This is a genomic window from Methylomonas sp. LWB (genome assembly GCF_001856095.1).
Classification (GTDB): Bacteria; Pseudomonadota; Gammaproteobacteria; order Methylococcales; family Methylomonadaceae; genus Methylomonas; species Methylomonas koyamae_A.
In genome coordinates this window covers 1-18,710 of record NZ_MKMC01000008.1, presented here as the reverse complement: position 1 = coordinate 18,710, position 18,710 = coordinate 1, and the positions used below count along the sequence as shown (strand labels likewise).

The window sequence follows — 18,710 nt, the reverse complement described above, 5'->3', positions numbered from 1 at the left end:
GCCGTGCCACTCCAAAGCCGCATATGGGCTTTGCCACTCAATGCCGGTGCTTTCTAGCGCAACGAGTTCCGGCTGAAGCGCATCCACTGCCATCTCGCGCCGCTCTGTTTAAGCCTGCCGAACTCGCCTAATTGTTTTCTGACACCACACAAACGGTGAGCTTGGCTGAGCTACAGCCCAACGGGGTATGTTAGGTGTCGGGCTCTAGCTTCTTAAAAGTTAATCGACCTCTTTCCGCCGCCTCTCGCACAGCATCTTGCATTCGCCGGGGCGATGCGGCAGTTTCATGATCGTTCCGTGAAGTGTTTTGGCAAGTAGTAGCCAGATAGAAAGCTGAGCATTGGAAGGGCAAGCGATGCCGGGCCATGTGCATACGCTGATCTTGCAATTGCCAAAAATTTCGATGTCGCAGATTATTGACGACATCAAAGGCAAGAGCGCGATTCATTTGCCCAGGCTCTAACGCGAGAAAAAGCGCGACTTCGCGCGGCAGCATTACGGGGCGTGACGGTATTTTGTTTAGATGGCCGGCAGGGGGGATGGACCGGGAAAGTTTCCGGCATCAAGGGCAGGAAGACCCGCGAATGGCGTAAATACACCTTTGGCCACGAGTCGCCACCGATTGGTAGTTAACGATAAGGACGCGCGTTAGTGGTCGCATTATAAATTTCCCGGCCTTGCGGAGGATTTTTACTATCCTTAATTGTCAGTTAACTGAGGCGCATACTGTCACGCTAGATATTACAAGTTAACGGAATTATTCGATGATTTTCTTAAATTAAGAGGGTTGTGCTATCAGTAGCATGGTAAATCACGTGGATCACTCCCTAACGCCTTTACAAAAAGCCTTTTTGGCGATTGAAAGATTACAGGCTAAGTTAGAACATTATCAGCGCTCGCAGACTGAGCCGATTGCCGTTATCGGTATGGCTTGCCGTTTTCCGGGAAAAGCCGACTCCGTCGAGCAATACTGGCAAATGCTGCAGGACGAAGTGGATGCGGTCGGTCCCATCCCTAAAGAGCGCTGGGACCATTCTTTATTTTTCGATCCTAGCGGTGAAAGGCCGGGTAGCACCTATGTCGGCGAAGCGGCGTTTCTGCAGCAAATCGACGGTTTCGACGCGGAATTCTTCGCCATTCCTCCCCGCGAAGCCAACAGCCTGGACCCTCAGCAGCGCCTGTTACTGGAGCTCGCCCACGAAACCTTACAGCATGCCGGCATTGCCAGCCGACGCTTGAAGAACAGTCAAACCGGTGTATTTATTGGTATCGGTCAGCAAGACTATTTACATTTATTACGTGAGTCGGGGGATATGGCCGGCGCCGAACTTTATACCGGTACCGGTAACGGATTTTGTTTTGCTTCGGGTCGGTTATCTTATCAACTAGGTCTGCAAGGCCCTAGTTTTTCTATCGATACCGCTTGTTCTTCTTCGCTGGTGGCTTTGCATCAGGCTTGTTTAAGTCTACGGGCTCAAGAGTGCGATTTGGCCTTAACCGGCGGTGTGCAATTGATGCTGTCGCCCAGCGCATTTGTGTTGATGTCGGCAGCCAAAGCCTTGGCTAAAGACGGCCGCTGCAAGAGTTTCGCCGCCTCGGCCGACGGCTACGGGCGCGGCGAAGGTGCGGGCATGCTGGCGCTGAAACGTTTGTCCGACGCCCAACGCGACGGTGACCGAGTCTTGGCGGTGATCCGCAGTTCCGCCGTTGACCACGACGGCCGCAGCAGCGGCTTAACGGTGCCAAACGGCCGGGCTCAAGAACTGTTATTGAAAAAATTATTGCAAACGGCTAATGCGCGGGCCGACGAGATTGCGTATATCGAAACTCACGGTACCGGGACTTCGCTCGGCGATCCCATCGAATACCAGGCTTTGGCCGAGGTACTGCGCAAGCAGTCAACCGAGCCATTATTGTTGGGTTCGGTGAAAACCAATATCGGCCATTTGGAAGCCGCGGCAGGAATCGCCGGTTTAATTAAACTGATCTTGGCGATAGGCCATAACCGGATTCCGGCCAGCTTGCATTTCGACCAGCCCAATCCGGCCATTCCCTGGCAGGATTATCCGCTGAAAGTTGCAACACAGGCTGCGGCCTGGCCGCTACCGTCCAAAGCGGGGATCGTCAGTTCGTTCGGCTTGAGCGGCACCAATGCCCAGGTACTCGTGGCGGCGGCCGATTGCCAGCAAACCGCCGTGTCGAGCGATGCGGAAGGCAGCTATTTGTTCAAATTGTCGGCCAAATCGGAACCGGCTTTGCAGGATTGGCTGGCAAGCCACCTTAAGCAATTGGCTACATTAAAAGCTGAAGACTTGGCGGATTTTTGCTTCAGCGCCAATATCGGCCGAGACGATTTTAATTGGCGACTGGCTGCGGTAGTCGATAGCGTCGAACAGTTGCAAGGGTTTTTACAAACCTCGTTGGCGGAAAAAACTTGGCAATCGAATCTTAAAGCGCCTATTGCACCGGTATTTTTATTCGCCGGACAAGGCAGTGTTAGAGCCGGTGCCGGATGGGCCTTATACAACGGGCAGCCGGTATTCAAGGCCGCCTTGGATGCTTGCGACGCCGAATTGGTTAAACAAAATCGGACTCAAGTTACTGAATTGCTTTATGGCGACCAAGCCTCGGTTCGTTTGGAGCAGACCGAGCACGAGCAAGTGGCTTTATTCGCGTTGCAATACGCATTGGCCAAGATGTGGCTGTCGTGGGGGGTAAAGCCCGCCATGGTGTTGGGCCATAGCTTGGGCGAATATGCCGCGGCTTGTATCGCCGGGGTATTCGATTTGCAGGCGGCCTTGCGCTTGGTGGTTTGCCGAGGCCGGTTGATGCAGGCCTTGCCGGAAGACGGCGCCATGTTGGCCGTCTACGCCAATGAGGAACAAGTCCGTCAATTGCTCAGCGGTCTGGAATCCAAACTGGCTATTGCCGCGGTGAACGCCGACCAGCAGATTGTGGTGTCCGGTGCCGGCGAAGCGATTAACGATTTTACCGTGCGGGCCCAGCAACAGGATTGGTTTACTAAAGTCTTGCCGGTCAAGCGGGGTTTTCACTCGCCCCAGGTCGATAGCATGTTGGCGGATTTCGAAACCTGTTTGCACGGGATTGCCTTCAATAAACCGCAATGGCCGTTTATTTCAACGCTGACCGGCAAAGCGGAAAGCGAAGTCTTGCGTAGCGTCGACTATTGGCTTCGGCATGTCAGGCAGCCGGTTTTATTCAAACAGGCATTGACGGCGGCCGCGCGACTAGGTGCTAATTTCTTTATCGAATTTGGCGGTCGGCCGGTATTGAGTAGCCTGGTGCAACAAACGAATCTTGCCGGCGCGTGTTCCCTGGATGCCAAGGGCAACGACTGGCGCGCCTGCCAACAAGTCGCGGCGGTTTTATACCAAGCCGGCCACGACTTGGATTGGCCAAGCGTTTACCAAGGCCGGCGCCGGCGCTTGCTGAGTTTGCCGAATTATCCGTGGCAAAGACAGCGCTATTGGTTCAGCCCAAGACCGGTTAAAGCTGATGTCTCGCTAGGCGAGAGCATCCATCCGATGTTGCAACAAGCGATAACGTCGCCTTTCTGGACGGGGGATTTGTACCAAGGCCGGATAGCTTGCCGGCATTTGCCGTTCTTGCTCGATCATAAAGTCTTCGATCGGGTGGTGGTCGCGGGGGCTTGTCACTTGTCGGCCTTGATTGCGGTCGGCCGGGAGCGCTACCCGACGCAGGTGTTCAAAATCCAAGATGTTGAATTTATCGAAGCCTTACAGCTGATGGAACAGGAACAGCGCTTATTACAGCTGGGACTGACGCCGCTGGGCGAGCGGCAATATCAAGTCAAAGTGATTAGCTTGTTCGACGAAAAAGCGGCCGAGTTTACCGAACATCTGTCGGCGTCGATGGTAGCGGCCTCGGCTGACTTCGCCGTTCTCGATTTGCAGGAGCTGCGCCGGCAATGTCCGGAAGCAGTCGATGTGCAACACTTCTATCAATTGCTGACGCTGCAACACGTGCAATTGGGCGAAAGTTTTCGCTGGTTCGAGCAATTATTCAAAGGCAAACATCAAGCTTTAGCCAGGATTCGCCCCTTTACCGCGCTGGACAAGACTTTCGGACTGCCGCCCGGACTTATCGATGCTTGCTTTCAATTGTTAGGCGCCGCTGTGCCGGAGCAATACACCGAGACTTACATACCCGTGGCGGTCGAGCAATTGCAATTGGCGGCGGAAAGCCGCTTTACTCGGTTATGGTGTCATGCTTGCTTGACGGATGGGGAAGTCGGCCAGCAAGGCAGTATTAAAGGCCGGGTGACAGTATTCAACGAATCGGGGCAAGTGCTTGGCGAGTTGTCTGCTGCTACCTTGCGTAAAGCCGACAGCAAGTCGATGCAGCAAGCCTTGACCGTGGAGAAAAACGCTTACGCCATCGTTTGGCGTCAAACCGAGGCGCTGTCCAAGGCGACACTAGAACCGCTTGCTTCGCGTTGGCTGGTGACAGGGAATGCCTTGGCCAAAGCCTTCGCCGATACGGCGGCCTGGGCGCAATGGCTGGATTTTGACGGGTTTATCGCCTCGGATCTAAACGCCGAAGGCGTTTTGTTGTGTTTGGATAGCGCTTCGTTGGCCGAGAATATGGCGTCGCAAGCGGCACAAAACGCCGTTGTTTTATTGCGATTTTTGCAAAAGGCCGCCGCCATCGGCGAACGGGCCGGGGTCAAAATAGCGCTGTTAAGCCGCCAAGCCAGGCCGGTTAATGATACAGATGTGCTCGATCCGACTCTCGAGGGCTTATCCGGGTTATTGCGTAGTTTTAACCACGAGTATCCGCTAAATCCTTGCCAATGGTTGGATTGGGATGAAACCCGGCTTACCGCCGAGCATGTCGTGGCAGTTTTAACGCGTCACGCGCAAGAAACCGAAATCGCTTTACGCGGCGACTATTGTTTTTCGCCGCGGTTGCATACGTTTAGCGTCGCCCAAAAACCGGGTTTTAGCGCGCGGGGCACTTATTTACTGACCGGTGGTTCCGGGGCTTTGGCATTGCAAACGGCGCACTGGTTGGCGGAAAAAGGCGTCGCTAAACTGGTGTTAGTCTCGCGCCACGGCGTTCGGGACAGCGGCAAAGACCGGTTAGAGGCGATTTTGCGTTTGGGCGCCGAAGTGATCGAGCTTAAAGCCGATATTGCCGATGCGCAACAAGTACAAGCCATTTTGACTGAGCATGGCGAAGATTTACGTGGGATTTTCCATGCCGCCGGGGTGTTGCAGGACAGCGTTGTGGCCAATCTAGATAGTGAACGGCTGGCGCAAGTGCTGAAACCCAAAGTGTTTGGCTTATGGAATTTGCATCGTTTTAGCCAGGGATTGAACTTGGATTGTTTCGTGGCCTATTCCTCGATGGCGGCTTGGTTGGGCGCGCCCGGACAAGGCAATTACGCGACCGCTAACGGGTTTATGGATGCCTTGATGCAATGGCGGCGGCAGCAAGGCTTGCCGGGCTTGAGTATGGGCTGGGGGCCTTGGGCCGGCGCGGGCATGGCCGATATTCAAACTGCCGATAGTTTGGCTTTGGCGGGGATCGGCAAATTAAGCGCCGAGCAAGCGTTTGCGTTTCTCGAGCGGCTTTTGTCCGACAATCGAGAGCGTCTTCCGGCGCCGGTCGGTTTATTCAATGTCGATTGGCGGCACTTCAAATTTAACCGTTCGTCGTTGACCAAAGCCTTCGAGCCGGTTGAGCAAAACCGACAGACCCTGGCCGAACAGCTTGGCCTGTTGCCGCTCGAGCAGCGGCGGCGGTTTTTGCACCGGCATTTGACCGAGCATGTCGCTGCGGTGCTTGGCTTGCACGACCTTGGGCAATTGGCTGCGGGAATCGGATTTGCCGAGTTGGGCATGGATTCTTTGATGACGCTGGAATTACGCAATCGTTTGCAAAAATCCACCCAGACGGCTTTACCATCCACGTTGGCGTTCAAATATCCGTCGGTCGACGAATTATTCGAATTTATCAGCCTAGAGGTTTTCCCGGCGTTGTTCAGCGAGCAGGCCGGACAGGAAAAGTCGCCGACGGAAGCGTTTGATCAGGAAGAAGAGGATATTGCGGTGCTGTTGGAGCGGGAATTGTCGAAATGGGATAGCGGACAGAGCGATGACTGAGTCGGAGAAACAACAAGCCTTAATGCGCAGGGCCTTGGACGAGTTGCGAGAGTTGCGCGGCCAGTTGGTCCACTATCAACAGGCCGCGCACGAGCCGATCGCCGTGCTGGCGATCGGGTGCCGTTTTCCCGGCGCTTGCGATTCTCCCGAGGCTTTATGGCAGTTTTTAGCGGAAGGCAAAAATGCCCGTGGCGAAGTACCGGAACAGCGCTGGTCGCTAGCCGAATATTATGCCGAACCGGCTCAAACGCCCGGCAAAATCAGCAGCCGTTACGGCGCTTTTTTAAGCGATATCGACCGCTTCGATGCCGATTTTTTTGCCATTGCCGCTCGTGAAGCCGAACAGATGGACCCGCAGCAACGCTTGTTGCTGGAAACCAGCTGGCAAGCTTTCGAGCGCGCCGGCATTCATCCCAAAACCTTACGCAATAGCCGTAGCGGGGTGTATATCGGTTGCATGACGCAGGAATATGCCGAGCTGATCAAGGACGACAGCGCCATCGACGTGCATACCGGTACCGGCAACGCGCCGAGTATTCTGGCCGGCCGCTTGGCCTATTATTACGGTATGCAAGGCCCGGCGATGGTCATCGATACCGCGTGTTCTTCATCGTTGTTGGCGGTGCATTTGGCGGTGAAAAGCCTGCGCGGCAACGAAATCGATATGGCCTTGGTTGGCGGCGTTAATTTGCAGCTATCGCCGCGTGCCGCGATTACCGAAAGTCAGGCGATGATGCTGGCGGCGGACGGCTTGTGCAAAACCTTCGATGCGAAGGCGGACGGTATAGCCCGCGGCGACGGCGTCGGCTTGGTGGTCTTGAAGCGGCTAAGCGATGCGTTGGCGGCAGGCGATCCGATTTGCGCGGTGATCAAAGGCAGCGCCGCCAATCACGACGGCCGTAGCAGCGGTTTGACCGTACCCAGCGAACGGGCACAGGAAGCCGTATTGAAAGCGGCCTTGGCCGATGCGCTGTTGACGGCGGCCGATGTCGGTTATATCGAAGCCCATGGCACCGGTACGGCCTTGGGCGATCCGATCGAGGTCGGCGCCTTGAACAGCGTCCTGGGCGGCGGTCGCGCCGAGGTCAATCCGCTTTATACCGGTTCCTTGAAAACCAATTTCGGTCATATGGAAGGCGCGGCGGGGATTGCCGGTTTGATTAAGGCCGTCTTGATGTTGCAACAGCGCATGCTGCTGCCGCATTTAAACTTTACCACCCCCAGCGCCCATATTCCTTGGCAGGCGATACCGCTGAAAGTGGCGACAAAGTTCGAGGCGTGGCAAGTGGAGGAAGGACAAACGCGGATAGCCGGCGTTAGCGCCTTTGGTTTGAGCGGCACCAATGTGCACGTATTGCTGGCGGAAGCGCCGGCTCGGAATGCGGAACACCCTGTCGAACGGGGCCGGGGTTTGGCGCTAAAGCTCTCGGCCAACAGCGAGGCTTCCTTAACGGCGCTGGCGGCGGCATATCAACACTGGCTGGCTGCGCACGATGCCGATTTACATGCGGTGTGTTATCGCGCCGCCGTTAGCCGGGCGGATTTGAAACACCGCGCGCTGATCGTCGCCACCGACCGACAGCAGATCGAACAGGCTTTGTCGGCGTTAGCAACAGGTCGGGACGATGGGCGTTTATACCGCTCCGGGCAAGGCCGGCAAAAGCCAAAATTGGCGATGGTGTTCAGCGGTCAGGGTTCGCAGTATCCCGGCATGGCCCAAGATTTATACCGGCGCTGGCCGGTTTTCAGGCAAACCATCGATCAATGCGCCGAATATCTACAAAAATCGTTGCCGATGCCGTTGCAGCAACTGTTATTCGACAGCAGCGACGCGCAATTGCAACAAACCTGCTATGCGCAGCCGGCCATTTTCGCGGTCGATTACGCGCTGTTTCGCCTATGGCAGTCTTGGGGCATAGAGCCGGATGCGGTGATGGGGCACAGTCTGGGCGAATACGTCGCCGCTTGCGTCGCCGGCGTATTCAGCTTGGAACAGGCTATAAACTTGGTGGTAGCCCGGGCGCAACTGATGCAGCAAGCCCCGAGCGGAGGCGCGATGCTGGCTGTCGCGGCAAGTCGCGAAGGGCTTAACGCTTTATTGGCGGCTAACTGGCCGGAGTTGGACATCGCGGCGGTCAATTCGCCTAGGCATTGCGTCTTGGCGGGCTCTAGCGTACTGATCGAGCAGGCTAGGCAATATTTTTCGGAGAGTGCCGTACAGTGTACGCCGCTAGCGGTCTCGCATGCTTTTCACTCCCGGATGATGGAGCCGGTATTACCGGCGTTGAGGCGGATCTTCGAACAAGCGGCGTACGGCAAAGCCTTCATGCCGCTGGTTTCCAATGTCACCGGACGAATCATCGGCGATGACATCGTTTGGGCCGATTATTGGCTGCAACATTGTCGGCAACCGGTCGCCTTTGCCGACAATGTGGGCGCGTTACGGCAATTGGGTTGCGACGTGTTTTTGGAATGCGGAGCGAAGCCGGTTTTGGCGCCGATGTTGTCGGCCAACGCGATCGAGGCGGAGCGGATATTTGCCAGTTTGCAGCCCAAGCAAGCCGATAGTGTGCTGCATTGCGCCGCCCGTTTATATACCGGCGGTTTTGATCTGAATTGGCAAGCGATTTTCGGCGACGCGCCTAACGTGTATTGCCCGCCGCTACCGGTCTATCCTTTTTCCGGCAAACGTTATTGGTTGCCCGATAGCGCGTTAAAAAATAGACGCGTGGAAACAACGCAAACCTTATCGCCTTTGCTGAGCAAGCGTTTGGCGCTGGCCGATTCGGAGTCGGTTTATTTCGAAACTTGGCTGGCGCCGAGGGAACAGGCCTATTTGAGCGAACACCAAGTCTTCGGCAGGCTATTGGCACCGTTCGCGGTGTTGCTGGAAATATTGTTCGAAGCCGGGCAACAGTTGAGCAAATCGTCGGCCCTGGCGCTGAAAAATCTGCGGATCGAACGGCCTTTGCTTTTGTCGCGGGATAGCGAAACTCAGCTGCAAATTAAGGCTAAAGCCGTCGGCGGCCAATATCAACTCGGTATTTTTTCCCGCTTGGACGCTGCCGGCTGGCATCGTCATATCAGCGCCGAAACCGACGTTTGCATGAGCTTTAAAGATTTCGAAGCGCCGGCGGCTGACGACGAGCGGCAAAGCCTTGCAGCGGACAAGCTCTACCGGCAATTTCGGCAAAAAGACATCGTGTACGGCGAGACCTTTAAAGTGTTGGAGAGCATTGAGATCGCCGGACAGTCGGTCTTTGCCGGCTTTAAACCCAGAGCATGTGAACCTGGGCAGGTTTTGCATCCGGCTATTTGGGATGGTTGTTTGCAAACCGCCGGCATAGCGGTCGGCGAAACAGTCGGCGACGAAACCTGGCTACCGATCGCGGTAGAACGTATCGATTTTTACCGGCCGCTCGAGTTTGGCGGCTCATGTCTTGCCAGATTGTCGTCCAGAACAGACCGGGCTTGTCAGGTCGATGTGATCCTGAAAGACCGTGATAACCTGACATTGGCTATGCAAGGCGTCAGTTTTCAGCCATTAGCCAAACAAGCGTTGGCGGTAGCGGCGGATCAACGGCCGGAGGATTGGCTTTGTCGGCCGGGTTGGACATTGCTAGCCGATACCGACCTGACCGAACAGCCGGCTGGCGAGCACGTTTTGTGCATCGGCACGGCAACGGCAAACCGCTTGCTGGCTAAATTACGGACCCAAGTCGTGGGCTTGAGCTTGATGAGTCCCGAACAGTTGCGAGATTCCGGGTATTGGCGGGATTTTTCACCAAGCTCGACATCACTGCATTTGGTTTATTGCGCCGAAGACTTTTTAGGCGAAGAGGACAGCAGCGTCTGTTTAGGCTTTTTAACGTTGGTTCAGACGTTGGAAATTCGGAATATCGCGGCTAAAGTCACTCTGCTGACTCGGGGAGGCGCTGTGATCGACCTCGAGGCCGTTTGCCCGAAACAAAGCGCTTGCGTGGCTTTGCTTAAGACCGCGGCACTGGAGTTTCCGCAGCGGATTTGGCAAGCATTGGATGTAGACGCTATCGATACCGCCGAAAATGGCAAGCTGGCGCGGTTGTTGTCCGGCATCAGCGGCGAACAACAGTTGGCCTTGCGGGGCGGGCAATGTTATGCCGCGAGATTGTTGCCTTGGCGTCCGGAAAACCGCGCGGCATTAACCATAGCGGCCGACAAGACGTATTTGGTTACCGGCGGTTCCGGCGCCTTGGGTTTCGCGGTCGTGGAGTGGCTGGTTGAACACGGCGCGGATAGCGTGCTGATTGCCAGCCGCAAGGGCTTAACCGCCATCGACCCGTTGAAGTTGCAGGCATTGGCAGCTCAAGGCGCGAAAATTATCGGAGTCGCGGCCGACTTGGCGCAAGCGGAAGGCGTCAGCGCTTTGATGGCGCAATTACAGTCCTTGCCGCCCTTGGCCGGCATTGTCCATGCCGCCGGCGCATTGAGCGATGCGTCTTTGTTGAAGATGAATCAAGCCGATTTCGAGCGGCCTTGGCGGGCTAAAGTCAGCACGTTGCGGTTTTTAGATCAATCGTTCCCGGAACTGGCGTTTTTCGCGGTGTTTTCATCGTTGGCCGCATTGACCGGGGCGCCGGGGCAGGGCAATTATGCGGCGGCCAATGCCTATACCGATGCGCTGATGCTGAACCGAAAACACCAAGGTTTAGCGGCGTTGACGATTAACTGGGGCGGCTGGAGCGGCGAGGGCATGCTGGCCGGTGCGGCTGAGGCGATGGCCGAAAAAGGCTTGGCCCTGATTCAACCGCGGCAGGGCTTGGCTTTATTCGAGCGTTTGTTGACTGAAGATTTACCGCAGGCGGCGGTGATGCCGGTGGACTGGCCGGCGTTTTTTGCCGCCTTACCGTTCGAGGTGCCGAATTATTATCGAACGATGGCGGCTAACGAGGCTGGCCACGATACTCAGTCGGAGAGTTTGATTCAACAATGGCGGCAAAGCGACGCTGCCCGGCGGCCGGCTTTATTGGAACAAGCCGTGCGGCAGGGAATCGCCCAGGTGTTGCGGAATCCGGAAAGCCTTGGGTTGGCGCCCCGGCAGCGTTTGTTCGATATCGGCTTCGACTCTTTATTGGCGATGGAGTTAAGCCGAAAATTAGGCCAGACGTTGGAATTGCGACTGGCCTCGACTATGCTTTTCGACTATCCGACCATTGAGGCGCTGTTGGCTTATCTTAGTCAACAGTTGGCAACGGAATTCGGCGCGGAAGAGGAGCCCTTGAGCGACAATCTCGACGATTTTTCGGAACAGCAGCTTTCGGCTTTATTGGAACGGCGTTTGGCGGCTATGGATTGAAGATGACCGAAAAGAGCGAACCGAAAACCGATTATCGAGCCTTGATGCTGGAGGCGTTGCGTAAGATCGATGCCTTGGAAGGAAAACTTAAAACCGCCCAACAATCGCGGGAAGCCATTGCCGTTGTCGGCATGGGTTGCCGATTTCCAGGGGCCGAGGGTTTGGCGGCATATTTGGATTTGTTGCGCCACGGGATGGACGCCATCGGGTCAATGCCGGCTTGGCGTTGGCGGGTGGACGATTATTTCAATGCCGATCCGGAACGACCAGGGAAAATGTATGTACGCGAAGGCGGCTTTATTGAGCAGCTGGATCGCTTCGACGCCGATTTCTTCGGTATTTCGCCGCGCGAGGCCATGGCCATGGATCCGCAACAGCGCTTGTGGCTTGAAGTCTGCTGGGAAGCCTTGGAGCATGCCAATATCGTTCCCGGCGATTTATTTTCCACGCAGACCGGGGTTTTCGTCGGCGCCAGTAGCTTTGATTTTGCCGCGGTTATGGCTAAAAAATTGCAGCCGGATCAGGTCGACGCTTATCTGGGCACCGGCGCTTCGCTGAATATTCTGGCCGGCCGTCTATCTTATTGGCTCGGTTTGACCGGGTCCAGCATGGCTATCGATACCGCGTGTTCCTCGTCGTTGGTCGCCGTACATAACGCCTGCCAGAGTTTGCGCGCCGGCGAATGCACGATGGCGATCGCCGGCGGCGTCAATGTGATTTTGGCGCCCGAAACTTACGTGGCTTTCAGCCGCGCCGGCATGCTTTCCAAAGACGCACGATGCAAGACTTTTGCCGAAGACGCCGACGGTTTCATTCGCTCGGAAGGCTGCGGGGCTGTCGTATTAAAGCGCTTGTCCGACGCCGAAAAACAAGGCGACCGCATCTGGGCCGTGATTCGCGGCTCGGCCGTCAATCAAGACGGCGCCAGCGGCGGCTTGACGATACCGTCCGGCCCTTCTCAGCAGGCGGTGATCAACGCCGCCTTGGCCGCGGCCGGGGTGAAGGCCGAACAAGTCGGCTATATCGAGGCGCACGGTACCGGAACGCCGTTGGGCGACCCGATCGAAATGCGGGCCTTGGCCGCTTGCTACGGTAAAAATCCTAAGCGCGGCCCGGTGTACGTCGCTTCGGTCAAAACCAATTTAGGCCATTTGGAAGCGGCCGCCGGGATTGCCGGTTTGATCAAGACCGTGTTGTCGCTGCACGAAGCCGAATTGTTCCCGCATTTGCATTTCAGCCGCCCCAGCTCGCATATCGATTGGCAGGCCTGGCCGGTAAATATTCCCCTAACCCGCCAGGCTTGGCCCGCCGACGGGCAACCCAGGTTGGCGGCGGTCAGCTCGTTCGGTTTAAGCGGGACCAATGCTCATCTGATACTCGAACAAGCGCCGCCTTCCGAACCGATAGACGCAGGGGCGTCCGCGGGCGTAAACCTGTTGCTGTTATCCGCGAAAACCTTGCCGGCTTTGCAGCAACTGGCGTCCGATTATGCGACTCGACTATTCGGCTCGGAAACTGCGGCGGTGGCCGATATTTGTTATACCGCCAATTCCCGGCGCTCGCGTTTCGCTCACCGTTTGGCCGTGACGGCCGATTCGGCGGCCGACTTCAAGTCGCGCTTACTGGCATTTGCGGAGCAGGGCGCCGGTTTTTCAGGCTATCGCTATGTCTCACGCGCCAAGCCTAAGGTTGGCTTCGCGTTTACCGGACAAGGTTCGCAATGGCCGGGGATGGCGGCGCAGTTGTACGACGTTTATCCGGAGTTTAGCCGGCAAATCGACTGCTGCGATCGATTGCTGCGCCAGTTCAGTACCATCGATTTGAAGCGCTTGTTGCTCGAGCCATCGGCCGAGGACATTCATTTAAGTGCGAACGCTCAGCCGGCCTTGTTTGCCTTCGAATACGCCCTGGCCAAACAATGGCAAGCTTGGGGCGTAAATGCCGTTTGTCTGATCGGTCACAGCCTAGGCGAATACGTGGCGGCCTGTATTGCCGGCGTGTTCGATTTGGAACAAGGTTTGCGACTGATCGTAAAGCGGGCCGAACTGATGCAAGAAGCGCCCGGTCGGGGCGGCATGGCGGCGGTGTTTACGTTTGCCGAGCGCCTGCAAACGATGCTGACCGGCTTTCCAAGCTTGAGTATTGCTGCTTATAACAGTCCGGAAAATCAAGTGGTTTCCGGCGACGAGGCCGAACTGTCCAGGTTTTTGCAAGTGTGTGCCGAGCATAGCCTGGAATATCGCCGCCTTAACACCTCGCACGGTTTTCATTCGCCGTGCATGCAGCCCGTATTGACAGAATTTGCCGCCTGTTTTGCCGAGGTCGCGTTAAGCGCCGCCTCGATTCCGATGATTGCCAATTTGACCGGCGGCGTCGAAACGGCTTGCTACGCCCAGGCCGATTATTGGTTACGGCATTTGCGCCAGCCGGTGTTATTTCAACAAAGCCTGGATACCTTGGCACGGCAGGATGTGGATTTATGGCTGGAAATCGGTCCTAAACCGGTGTTGACCGGCTTGATCCGGCAACAGGCGACGAATGTGACTGCCGTTTCGGCTTGCCCCGGAAACGAAAGCTCATTTAACCAAGCGTTGGCCGAGGCGGTCGCCTCCGGTTTGGAACTGAATTGGCAGGCGCTTAATGCCGGCCAGCTCACGGATCTGCCCACTTACCCTTGGCAGCGCCAGCGTTATTGGCCCGATTGGTTCGAGTTTGACACGCTGCCGCTGCTTGACCGGCAAGGCCGTTGGCTCAGTAGTCCGGCGTTTGCAGAAAATAGCAGTGTTTACGCCTGGACATTAAGCCTTGCGAACCAGCCCTGGCTAAGCGAACATCGGCTGTATGGTTTGGTTGTCGCGCCGCTGGCCTTGTTGATCGCCATGACTTACCAAGCGTTATTTAAGCGCGATGGGCACACGGGCTTTGCGATTGTCGATTTGGAAATCGAGCGCGCGCTGCTGATTCCCGAGCATGAGTCCATCGACTTGCAATTGATATTTAGCGGCGTGGGCGACTCGGCTGACTTGAAAATAGTCAGTCGGGAGGAAGGTGGCGAGCAATGGAGGCAGCATCTCAGCGCTGCCCTGCAACCGCTGAGCGAAAGTATCGATACTACGGCCGTGTCGTCAGGATTGCCGGAACAAGGGGACGAATTCTCAGCTGAACAGTTGTATCGCTTGTTTGCCGAACATGGTTTGCAATACGGATCCCGTTTTCGAGGCATCGCCACGCTTTGGCAACAGCAAGGTCGGGCCGTTGCCCAGCTGAATCAGCAGCGGGTGGACGCTACCGCAGTGGATACGGTCGTACTCGATTCGGCGCTGCAATTGATGGCTGCGGTGTTGGAGCCGGACAGCCGGGGGTTGCGTTTGCCGGTGCGTATCCGGCGGATCGAATGCTGGCGAGGGGATTTTGCCGAGAGTTGTTGGACTAGCGCTACCTTGAATGAATCAGGGCAGACCGATTTGGCGATTTTCAACGCTCAGCGGCAATTGCAGTTTTCGATTGCCGGCGTCGAAGTGGCGACTGTCAGCGAAAGTCGTGTGAAACAAATGCTGTCGCCCATGCCCGATTGGTTCTATCAACCGGTTTGGCGGCCGCATCGTGCCGTGGTCGGCCGGGGCGGAAAGTCCTGGCTGTTCATTGCCGGCCAAGACCAGCCGGCCTTGGTCGAGCCCTTAACCCGGCAAGGCCATCGGGTTAGCGTCGTCGCTTTCAATCAGCTTAGTGCTGCCGATTTACTCGGCGTCGATGAGTTGGTCGATTTGAGCGGTTTTTTAGCGGCGGATGGCGCGGCACATGCCATGGAGGCGCCGGGGCAGTTGTTGGCCTTGCTGCCGTTGTTGCAAGGCCATCGCCTGAATTTGACGCTAACCACCCGCAACGCGCAAGGCGAATTTTGCCGACAAATGAATTACGGCGGTGCCGCGTTGTGGGGGATGGCGGCGGTTTTGTTCCAGGAGCATAGCGAGCTGAAACCGCGCATCATCGATGCCGATAGCGCTGAGGCATTGCTAGCCGGCTTATTGGACAACAGCGGCGAGCAACGCTTGGCCGCGATAGGCGATCAACTATGGGCGCAACGATTGCAGCGTCATAAACCGCCGACCGACTCGCCGGTCGAGATCGATCAACACGCCAATTACTTGGTGAGCGGCGGTTTGGGCGATTTAGGGTTAACGACCGCTTGTTGGTTGATCGAGCAAGGTGCCCGTCATCTTTATCTGACCAGTCGCCGGGAGCATGCGCGGTTGCCGAGCCGCTTGCTGGATTTGCAAGGCCAATATGCCGATCTCGAGTTAATCGTAATGACGCTGGACGTTTGCGAACCTCTGGCCGTCGAGCGGCTGTTTGCTAACATCGAACATAGCGGCAGGCCGCTAAAAGGCATTGTGCACTGCGCGGGTTTTACCGACGACGATCTGTTGCTAAAGCAATCGGCGTTGCGGTTGGCACAATTGAATCGGGTCAAGTTACAAGCGGCGGTTTTGCTGGATCAAGCGTCCCGCAACCAACCGCTGGATTTTTTCTGGCTGTATTCGTCGTTGAACGCCTTGTTGGGCAATGTCGGCCAAGGCGCTTACGCGGCGGCCAATGCGGCGATGGACGCCTTGGCATGGCAACGCGGGCATGACGGCTTTCCGGCTCTGGCTATCGACTGGGGCCCTTGGCAGAGCGGGATACAACAACAGAGCAGCGATGCTGTGCGTACATTTTGGCGCCAATCGGGTTTGGGCTTGATTGATGGCGAACGCGCCGGAACGGTGTTGCAAGGGCTACTCGGCGGCCGCCAGACCGGGCAAGTTTGCGTGGTGAATTTCGATTGGCGGCAGGCCGCCAAGAGCGCGGGGCATGGCGCGGCGGAGGGATTACTGGCGGAACTGATGCCGGCTGTCGGCGTGGAGGCCGTTGACGGCGACGAATATTTGCGGGCTTTACGTTCCGCCGACTCAGAACAATCCAAGGCGATGTTGGGCGATTGGCTCAAGCGGCAATTGGCGGGAATCTTGAAATTATCGGCGGCGCAATGCGAATTGAGCCGCTCGCTGAGTTCTCTGGGTTTGGATTCCTTGGCCGCCGTGGAGTTACGCGCAGTCATGCGCAAAACCCTGCAAACCGAAGTGCCGGTCAGCCAGCTATTGCAGTGCGAAGGTTGGGGTTTGGTCGATTATCTGCAAGTGAACCTATCGCCGATAGAGCGGATTAAGACCGCCTCGATAGCCGAGGATGAAGATATGCTGGAGGGGGAAATTTGAGCGTGCAAGGGTTACTGCGGGATTTGGCCGACAATCGGGTGGAACTGTGGCTGGAAGGCGATAAATTACGTTACCGGGCACCCAAACAAGCCATCAACGAGGCGCTGCTGGACGCGCTTAAAAGCCATAAACAAGCTTTAATCGAGCATTTTCAAACCTTGCAACGCGAGCCCTTTGTCTTGACTTACGGGCAACGGGCTTTGTGGTTTCTGCACCAAACGGCGCCGGATAGCGCGGCTTATAACGTGGCTTTCTCGGCCAGGATTTTGTCGGCGGTCGACCCCGAGCGCCTGCGGCAAGCCTTGCGCTATTTGGCGGAGCGCCATCCTGCGCTACGTTTGCGTTTTCAAGCGCAAGACGGCGAGCCGCGCCAGTTCATCGATCCTGGCGCAAGCATCGATTTTCAACACATTGATGCGTCCGGCTGGGACGAACCAACCTTGAGCCGGGAGGTCGCCGGAAGTTACGCCGAGCCGTTTGATTTGAACGATTCGCAACCTCTGTTCAGGGTGCGTTTATTTCAATACGCGCCCCGGCAATCGGTGTTATTGCTGGTTTTTCACCATATTATCGGCGACGGCTGGTCGCTGTGGCTGTTGCTGGACGAACTCGCTCAGGTGTATTCGGCCTTAGTGGCCGGGCGTGAGCCTGATTTGCCGAGGTTATCGCTTTCGTATCGTCAGTATGCCGAAACACAGGTGGCCGAGGTCGAGTCAGGAACGTTGGAAGCGGATTGGCGGTATTGGCGCGATAAATTCGTGCAAGCCCCACCGTTATTAAACCTGCCCACCAAGCGGCCTTTTCCGGCGCGGCGGAATTACCGGGGCGCCTCGTATCCTTTACGTATCGATAGCCGGACAGTCTCCGCCTTGCGGGCGCTAGCCGTCGAGCTGGATGTTACCTTATACGTGTTATTGCTCGCGGCTTATCAGTTATTGCTACACCGCTGCGGCGGTCAGCAACGGCTTTGTGTCGGTACGCCGCTGGCCGGTCGGGATGACGATCGTTATGCCGGCGTCGTGGGGTATTTCGTCAATCCCTTGCCGCTGTTATCGGAATTAACCGTCGGGCAAACGGTCGCCGATTTCGTTCGCGCCTGTCGTCGGGAAGTCTTGTCGGCCATGGCGCATCAGGCTTTCCCGTTAGCTTTGATTATCGAGCGGCTGGCGCTGTCCCGCGATACCAGCCGTCCGCCGTTGTTTCAGGCCGCTTTCGTGTTCCAGCAATTGCAAAAAGCCCAGCTACTGCTCGATGCCAGCGGCAGCGGTCGAACTGCCGGGCAAACCGTGGACTGGGGTGGTTTGGCGTTGGCGCCCTATGCCTTGTTTCAACAGGAAGGGCAGTTCGATCTGTCGTTGGAGTTGATGGAAGCGGGCGGCGACTTAGTCGGTTCGCTTAAATTCAATAGCGAGGTACTGGATGCCGACGATGCCCAAAGACTCGCCGATTATTATCAAACCGTTTTACAGTCCTTTCCGGAGTTTCAAGACAAACCGGCGGTCTTGCTGCCGCTGCTGAACGCTGATTATCGACGCCAGCTATTGGCAGACTGGAACGCCACCGACTACCCGTATCCGGATGCCTTGATCCCGGAGTTGTTGAGCCGTCAGGCGCAACGGACGCCGGCGGCGGTGGCGTTGGTGTTCGAACAACGCCAATTGACCTACGACGAACTGGAACGGCGCAGCAACCAATTGGCGCATTATCTAATCTCGCAAGGCGTCGGCACCGAAAGCTTGGTGGCGGTGTGTATGGAGCGCTGCCTGGAGTTGGTGGTCAGCCTGCATGCGATCGTCAAGGCCGGTGCGGCTTATGTGCCGTTGGACCCCGACTATCCGCAGGAACGCTTGGATTACATGATCGCCAATGCCGGTGCCGGCTGGTGTCTGACTCAGCAGGCCTTGGCCGGCAAGCTGCAAGATTATCCCGGCCAAGTGCTGGTCATCGAAGCCTTGCAAACCGAGCTGGCCC

Annotated in this window: 5 protein-coding genes; all 5 read left to right on the top strand. The window is 56.6% G+C overall.

Features of this window, described 5'->3' with window-relative positions; translation table 11 throughout:
- Positions 1-340 precede the first annotated feature (340 nt).
- Positions 341-463, top strand: coding sequence for a transposase (locus BJL95_RS25990; RefSeq protein ID WP_083385627.1), 123 nt, complete (start codon positions 341-343; stop codon positions 461-463).
- Between the two features lie 352 nt (positions 464-815).
- Entirely contained in the window at positions 816-6,149 is a 5,334-nt protein-coding gene (locus tag BJL95_RS04080) for a type I polyketide synthase (RefSeq protein ID WP_175463644.1), read from the top strand.
- Positions 6,142-11,484, top strand: coding sequence for a type I polyketide synthase (locus BJL95_RS04075; protein WP_071155707.1), 5,343 nt, complete (start codon positions 6,142-6,144; stop codon positions 11,482-11,484). Before BJL95_RS04080 ends, BJL95_RS04075 begins: the two co-directional genes overlap by 8 nt.
- A 2-nt stretch (positions 11,485-11,486) precedes the next feature.
- Positions 11,487-16,739 carry a type I polyketide synthase gene (locus BJL95_RS04070; RefSeq protein WP_071155705.1) on the top strand — a complete coding sequence of 1,751 codons (5,253 nt, stop codon included), beginning with the start codon at positions 11,487-11,489 and terminating at the stop codon, positions 16,737-16,739.
- A 2-nt stretch (positions 16,740-16,741) separates the two neighbouring features.
- A partial coding sequence (locus BJL95_RS04065) for a condensation domain-containing protein (protein WP_175463643.1) occupies positions 16,742-18,710 on the top strand: 1,969 nt, incomplete at its 3' end.